This window comes from Rhodoferax sp. (assembly GCF_028689305.1).
Classification (GTDB): domain Bacteria; phylum Pseudomonadota; class Gammaproteobacteria; order Burkholderiales; family Burkholderiaceae_C; genus Rhodoferax.
In genome coordinates this window covers 1-5,445 of the sequence record NZ_JAQTWM010000142.1, presented here as the reverse complement: position 1 = coordinate 5,445, position 5,445 = coordinate 1, and the positions used below count along the sequence as shown (strand labels likewise).

General features: G+C 64.8%; 6 protein-coding genes. 5 read left to right on the top strand and 1 reads right to left on the bottom strand.

Going from position 1 to position 5,445, the window contains the following annotated elements; translation table 11 throughout:
• Positions 1-1,093, bottom strand: a 1,093-nt coding sequence (locus tag PHW99_RS17875; protein ID WP_300180879.1) for a saccharopine dehydrogenase C-terminal domain-containing protein, incomplete at its 3' end; no start/stop codon positions are given.
• Between the two features lie 143 nt (positions 1,094-1,236).
• On the opposite strand from PHW99_RS17875, the gene PHW99_RS17870 reads away from it, so the two are divergent.
• The 5 genes from PHW99_RS17870 to PHW99_RS17850 all read left to right on the top strand — a co-directional run.
• On the top strand, positions 1,237-1,701 hold the full coding sequence (locus tag PHW99_RS17870) for an Lrp/AsnC family transcriptional regulator (protein WP_300180877.1): 465 nt from the start codon (positions 1,237-1,239) through the stop codon (positions 1,699-1,701).
• 22 nt (positions 1,702-1,723) lie between these two features.
• A complete protein-coding gene (gene rocF / locus PHW99_RS17865) occupies positions 1,724-2,647 on the top strand; it encodes an arginase (protein ID WP_300180874.1) in 924 nt (307 codons plus the stop codon).
• 113 nt (positions 2,648-2,760) lie between these two features.
• Complete coding sequence (locus PHW99_RS17860; RefSeq protein ID WP_300180871.1) at positions 2,761-3,408, top strand: OmpA family protein; 648 nt, start codon at positions 2,761-2,763, stop codon at positions 3,406-3,408.
• A gap of 191 nt (positions 3,409-3,599) precedes the next feature.
• Positions 3,600-4,523: an EamA family transporter gene (locus PHW99_RS17855; RefSeq protein ID WP_300180869.1), complete on the top strand. Its 924-nt coding sequence runs from the start codon at positions 3,600-3,602 to the stop codon at positions 4,521-4,523.
• The coding region (locus PHW99_RS17850; protein WP_300180867.1) for a DJ-1/PfpI family protein at positions 4,520-5,445 on the top strand (926 nt) is incomplete at its 3' end. The genes PHW99_RS17855 and PHW99_RS17850, both read left to right, overlap by 4 nt.

Here is a 5,445-nt window from a genome sequence, read left to right as displayed (position 1 = left end):
AACCAATCGACTCCACCTGCCGCGACTGCTGGTAGGCACTGCCAAAGCGGTTGGCCAGCAGGTCCGGCAACGCCACCTGCTCTTGCCGGATGAAGCCCTGCTGCGGCAATTTTCCCTCACGGAACAGGTCCACGGCAGCACAAATGCCAGCGGCGGTGGTGATCTGGATGGCGCTCATGGGGTTGGCCTCGGAGCGGTCGGCAAAAATCTTGCGGGCAAACACTTCCTGCACAAACTTGCCCTCACATTCGCCACTGACGGTGACAAACACCAGCACCACGTCCTGCATGGTCAGCGGGATGGCTTTGCGCAGGATGGCCTTGAGGTTTTCCTGGTCCGACTTCATGTCCAGCTCCTGCAGCAGCATTTTCATGATGTCGCAATGGCCCGGGTAACGCACGGTTTTGTAGTCCAGCGTCTGTACCTTGCCCTGCAGGGTTTCACACAGGGTGCCCAGGCCGCCCGAGGTGTTGAAGGCTTCGTACTCGGTGCCATCCAACGAAAAGTGTTCCAACCCTTCCAGCGGCAGCACCTCGATGATGCTGCCATCACGGATGGCTTCACAGGGGTGGCAATATTCGTTGATCAAGCCGTCCACGCTCCAAGTCAGGTTGTATTTGAGCGAATTGGTCGGAAAGGCCGGCAGGGCGCCCACCCGCATCTTGACTTCATGCAGGCGGGTGAACTTCTGGCACAGGTGATTGGCCACGATGCCGATGAAACCCGGCGCCAGCCCGCACTGAGGCATGAACGCGGTGCTGGCGCCGTCGGCCAGCGCCATGATGCCGCGGGTGGCCGCCACGTCTTCGGTCAGGTCAAAGTAGTGGCAGCCGACGGCCTTGGCCTGGGTCGCCACCGTCAGGGCCAGGTGGTAGGGCAAGGCGTTGATGACCGCATCAAAACCCTGCATGCAGGCCTGCAGCTCGTCAGCGTTGCTGGTGTCTACCAGCGCGGTTTCCACGGCCAGGTGTGACAAGGCCTTGAGCGCCACCACACTGCAGTCCACCACCTTGAGCTGGTAGTCCCCGCTTTGCGACAACAGGCTGGCAATCGTCTGGCCAATGTGGCCGGCACCCATCAAAACAACACGCATGACGTTCTCCTTGGTACTTGGTAATGTGATCAACGCACAAAGTCTAGAGGTGCCTTCAGTCACAACAGCATGTTGTTATGACGAAAAAGCCGCTATAACTGTCAAAACGTGTTTAAATATGTCAAATCGTCAACACCATCTCCATGCCAACCAGCCCCCTGCCCCAGCCACCCGCCCTGCGCGACGCCCTTGACCGCGAGCTGCTGGCCCTGCTGCAAGTCAACGCCCGGGCCTCCGCCGCCGACTTGGCGCGCCAGCTGGGCACAGCCCGCACCACGGTGTTGTCGCGGCTGAACCGGCTCGAGCGCGATGGCATCATTGCCGGCTATACCGTGCAGCTGGCACAGGACGTGCTGAACCAGGGCCTGCAGGCCTTTGTTGGCCTGACCGTGAGCCCCAAGGCCGGACGCAGCATCGAGGCCCGGCTTGAACGCATGCCCGAGGTGCGCCAGCTGTGTGCCGTCAGCGGTGAGTTCGACTACGTGCTGCTGCTGCGCGCCGAGTCGGCGGTGCGGCTGAACACCCTGCTGGATGAAATCCGCAACCTGGAGGGGGTGCTCAAAACCACCACATCCGTCGCACTGGCGTGGAAAATCGAACGCACCTGACCCACCCACCGGGAGCCACACCATGAACCACCAGATCAGCCTGATCGGCGCCCCCACCGACATTGGCGCGGGCAGCCGCGGCGCCAGCATGGGGCCCGAAGCCCTGCGCGTGGCCAACATCATGGCGGTCTTGCAACAACAAGGCCTGCAGGTGCTCGACCGCGGCAACCTGAGCGGCCCGCACAACCCCTGGCTGGCCCCGGTGGACGGCTACCGGCATCTGGATGAGGTGGTGGCCTGGAACACCACCGTCCATGACGCGGTCTATGCCGAGCTGCGCCAGGACCGTTTGCCCGTGCTGCTGGGCGGTGACCATTGCCTGGCCGTGGGCTCCATCAGCGCCGTGGCGCGCCGTTGCCGCGAAACCGGCAAGAAGTTGCGGGTGTTATGGCTGGACGCCCATGCCGACTTCAACACCCACACCCTCACCCCCAGTGGCAACCTGCACGGCATGCCGGTGGCTTGCCTGTGTGGCCTGGGCCCGCAGGCACTGACCAGCCTGGGGGGCCACGTGCCGGCCATCCTGCCCAAATGGGTGCGTCAGATCGGCATCCGCAGTGTGGACGAGGGTGAGAAGCACCTGGTGCATGAAGCCGAGCTGGACGTGTTCGACATGCGTTTCATTGATGAAATGGGCATGCGCGCCGCCATGGAGCTGGCGCTGGCCTTGGTCGATGCCAACACCCATCTGCACGTGAGTTTTGACGTGGATTTTCTTGACCCCGACATCGCCCCCGGCGTGGGCACCACCGTGCGCGGCGGCCCCAGCTACCGCGAGGCCCAGCTGTGCATGGAAATGATTGCCGACACCGGGCGGCTGGCGTCGCTGGACGTGATGGAGCTCAACCCGGCGCTGGATGTGCGCAACCGCACCGCCGAAGTGGCGGTGGACCTGCTGGCCTCGCTGTTTGGCAAAAGCACCCTGATGCGAAAAAGCCCCACGTGAGGGGGGAGCCGGTGGCGCACACGGCGGCCCACAGGGGCCGGCCCGGTGAGATACTGGCAGCGGTCACGCAGGCCCCTGTCTGACCCCGTTGATGTTGACCATGAGGAGAGGATATGTTGAAAAAACTGTTGCCGGGTTTGGGACTGGCCGTCCTGCTGACGGGCTGTGCCACCAAGGATTACGTGAATGAACAAACCGCCGAACTCAGCACGCGTACCCAGGGCGAGTTTTTGCGCATGGACACCCGCCTGACCAGCCTGGACAAGCGCACCACCAGCCTGGAAGCCAAAACCGCCAGCCAGGACAGCCGACTGGGCAAAGCCGAAGAAAGCCTGGGCGCGACGCACCGGCTGGCGCAGGAAGCACTGGACCGGGCCAACGCCGCCCACCGGCTGGCGGAAGGCAAGCTGATCCATCAGGTGACCATGACAGACGAGCAGATCCACTTTACCCCGGGTGGTGCCAAACCGGACAAGGCCGCTGAGCAGGTGTTGTCCGGTCTCGTCCAGAAACTCAAGGCCGACAACCGCAACGTCTATATCGAAATCCAGGGCCACACCGACAGCACCGGTAGCACCGCCGCGAACAAGCAGCTCGGCCTGCAACGCGCCGAGTCAGTGCGTGACTATTTGCACACGGCGGGCATTCCCTTGCACCGCATGAACGTCATCAGCTACGGCAGCAGCCAGCCGGCGGTGCCCGGCAAAGACAGCAAGGCGCGGGCAAAAAACCGTCGCGTGGTGCTGATGGTGTTGATCTGACATTGGTACATCAAGCCATGGCAACATGGCTTTTTTTGTCCGCTCATTGACCGCTGGTGGCCTTTTCCCCAAGCACCAGGTCCCTTAGCATCACGCTTTTGACACACTCTCACGATCTGTCTCTTTATGTCCGCATCCAGTCAAAACCACGCCCTGCATCCACGCCCCACCTGCCCCGTGAGGACCACTCCATGAGCGCCACCACGCCGATGCGCCCCAAAGACCTGGGCCTGGCCCTGCTGGTGATTCTGGTCTGGGGGGTGAACTTTGCCGTCATCAAGATCGGGGTGGTCGGCATCCCGCCGCTGCTGCTGGGCGCGCTGCGCTTCATGCTGGCGGCGTTTCCAGCGCTGCTGTTTTTCAAACCGCCCAAGGTGCCGCTGCGCTTGTACCTGGCTTATGGGCTCACCATCTCGGTCGGGCAGTTCGCCTTCTTGTTCAGCGCCATCCATGTCGGCATGCCCTCGGGACTGGCATCGCTGGTGCTGCAATCGCAGTCGTTCTTCACCATGCTGCTGGCCGCGTGGTGGCTCAAGGAGCATTGGCGGGCCAACCAGATGGCCGGCCTGCTGCTGGCTGCAGTGGGGCTGGCGCTGATTGGCAGCGCCCACGGAGACGGCACCAGCGGTGTCTCGATGCCGCTGGCGGGTTTTCTGCTCACCGTGGCAGCCGCCGTGATGTGGGCCTGCGGCAACATCGTCACCCGCGCCGTTGGCCGCTACGGCCCGATGAACCAGCTGGCGTTTGTGGTCTGGGCCAGCCTGGTGCCGCCGCTGCCGTTCCTGGCCCTCTCGGCCTGGCTCGAAGGGCCGCAGGCGATGCTGCGTGCCATGCAGCACCTGGACCTGGGCGCGTTTGCCGCCATTGCCTACCTGGCCTGGGTGGCCACGCTGCTGGGGTATGGCCTGTGGACCCACTTGATGGCGCGTTACCCGGCCAACCGCGTGGCGCCCTTTACCCTGCTGGTGCCACTGGTAGGCCTGAGCACCGGCTGGCTGGTGTTTGGTGAAGCGCTGCGCCCGATCCACTTTGCCGGTGGGGCCCTGTTGATGGCCGGCCTGTTGGTGAACGTGTTTGGCGGCCCGCTGCTGGCCCGGCTGGCGCGCGCGCCGTGAACCAGCCGCCGCTGTCGGTCTACCTGGTGCTCACCCCCAACGTGCTGATGCTGGACTATGTGGGCCCGGCTGAAGCGCTGCGCATGGCGCGCGACATGGGTGCCCCGCTCACCCTGCACACCTGCGGCCCGCAAAGCCGCATCCACACTTCGCTGGGCACCGAAGTGTGCGCCCTGGCGCCGCTGCCAGCGCAACTGCCACCCCGCAGTCTGGTGGTGGTGGTCGGCAACAGCCAGGACGCGGCCGACTACACCACCGACGCCGCGCAGCAGGTGGTGCGCTGGCTGCAAACCGCCCCCCGCAGCGACACCCGTCTGGCCAGCATTTGCTCGGGCGCCCTGCTGCTGGCCCAGGCCGGCTGGCTGGACGGGCGGCATTGCACCACCCACCACAGCCTGATTGCCGAGCTGCAGGCCGCAGCACCACACGCCATCGTGCTGGCGGACCGGGTTTTTGTCGACGATGGCCGGGTGCTCAGCAGTGCCGGCATCACCACCGGCATTGACCTGGCGCTGTACCTGGTGGAGCAGAGCGCCGGGCCTGAGCTGGCCGCCCGGGTGGCGCGCCGCCTGGTGGTGTACCAGCGCCGCAGCAGCCATGACCCGCAACTCTCTCCCTGGCTGAGCCACCGCAACCACATGCATCCGGCGGTGCACCGGGCGCAGGACGCGCTGGCGCGCGAACCCCAGCGCAAGTGGACGTTGACCGAACTGGCACAACAGGCCTGCGTGAGTCCGCGCCACCTGAGCCGCCTGTTTGTGCAGCACACCGGCATCAGCGTGGTGGCCTACCAGCAGCAGCTGCGCCTGGCCCGCGCCCAGCAGTTGCAGGCCAGCCAGCCCAATCTGTCACAGGAACGGCTGGCGCAAGCCTGCGGCTTTGCTTCGGCCCGGGACTTCCGGCGGGTGCGCCAGCGGCTGGC